Annotated in this window: 1 protein-coding gene; it reads right to left on the bottom strand. The window is 62.3% G+C overall.

Annotated features, from left to right (window positions below; genetic code table 11):
• On the bottom strand, positions 1-1,712 hold a 1,712-nt coding region (locus tag QZ994_RS19785; protein WP_290877789.1), incomplete at both ends, for a phage tail tape measure protein.

Here is a 1,712-nt window from a genome sequence, read left to right as displayed (position 1 = left end):
CCCTCGCCAGCCAAGACGGCAGCCCGTTGGGCCAGGGTAAGCGATTGGCGCGATGCGTCGAGGTTTACCGTGGCTTTCCCCACGGCTGCGGCCGCCGCTGCGGAGTTGGCCTGGAGAGCGGTCATCCCTACGCCTGCGGCCACGCCATCGAATGCACTCAACGAAGCCATCAACGCGGCGTTGGCTGCGGCTACTTCAGCCGCCCCTGCCTCGGTGACGATGCGCAGGCGCCGGGCGTAGTAACTATTGAGCCCAGCGATCGAACGATTATTGCGCGAGGTCTCGGCGGCGATTTGCTCCTGGTAGCTGAGCTGGGCTGCTTTCTCCATTGCGGCGTTGCCCGCACCGACCGCGCGCGCGGTCATCTGAATGCGCTCGTATTCGATGGCCTGCATCTTGCTGCTATGGGCCAGGGCTGCTGCTTCCAGTTTCGCGTTTAGCTCCGTCTGTACGGCGGCCTGCGCGGCTGCGGCGTTGGTGGTCGCAGTAGATACACCCTGCTTCGCCGTGGTGACTGCGGTACCGGCTTGGACGATGGCGACCTTGCCCTGATTCTCCAGGCCGCGCATGTTCTCCCGCTTGACCTGGGCAGCGGCGAGCTTGGCTTCGTTCTGGGCGACCTGGGCGGTGAACGCTGCCTCTTCCTTGAGAGTGGTCTGGTAGGCCTTGTGCTGCGCGATGAGCGCCTTTACCCGGTCTACCTGGGTCTGCAACGCACCTGCGCCCGCACCGCCCGCCGCCACCTGTGCCTCGCCTGCGGCGGCTGCACTACCCGCCAGACTGGACCACGCGGTGCCGAGGAGGGGGATCTTCGCGGCCATGTTTGCAATTGATTGCACCAACTTCAAGCCGAGGAAGACCTTGGCCAGGGTGATGAAGTTGTACCAATTGAGATTCAGGCTGTTGATATACTTGACGCCCGTTACGACTGTATCGAACAGGTCAAGGAACGCACCGCCCACCGCCTTAGCGAAATTGAGGATCTCCGGGTTGGCGAGTTGTTTATTCAGCTCGTTGAAGTAGGCGGTCAAGCGAGGACCGAAGACCTGCCCTGCTTTGATACCCAGCGCCTGGAAGCTGTTGCCCGCCTGGTCGATGGCGGCATCCAGAGTAGCAAGGACCGTCTTCTGCTCCTTAATCGCCGAAGTACCCTCGGTGAACCCGGCGAGCGCCTCCTTGTAGTTGCGGTCGAGGATAGTATCCTCAGTATCCTGGACGTACTTGGTCAGGAGGGCGCTGATGCGGCCACCGCCCGAGAGCATCTTGATCTGCTGCTGCTGTACGTCGGGGGCCAGCTTACGAAGCGCGGCGACGTATTCCTTGAGAGCGCCCAGCCCGTCACTCTGTACACGGGCGATCCACCCGTTTACCGTGCCGCCCAGGAGTTTTTGGAACCCCTCAGCGCGCGCGTACATCTCGGAGAAGATCTTTTGCATGTTCGAGCCTACGACTTCTGGGGAGAAGCCCAGGTCGATGCCCGAGGCGGCAATGGCGGTAGACTTGGCCAGGTCCAGGGAGCCCGCCGCGTCGCCGATCCGCTTCACTACGTCGAGGAGTTGCTCACCGGATGCCGTGGAGTTGTTGGATACCTGGTTGAAGGTCGATACCGCCCGCTCGATGTCCGCCATGGGCACCTTGAAGATAGAGGCGATCTTACCGATGTCGGTACCCGCCTGCTCTACGGTAACGTCCAGTACCGAGGACATCCGCGA

This window comes from Aquabacterium sp. (genome assembly GCF_021768455.1).
In the GTDB taxonomy this organism is placed as follows: domain Bacteria; phylum Pseudomonadota; class Gammaproteobacteria; order Burkholderiales; family Burkholderiaceae_C; genus Aquabacterium.
The sequence above is the reverse complement of the archived record's forward strand: the minus strand, read 5'-3'. Positions and strand labels throughout refer to the sequence as shown.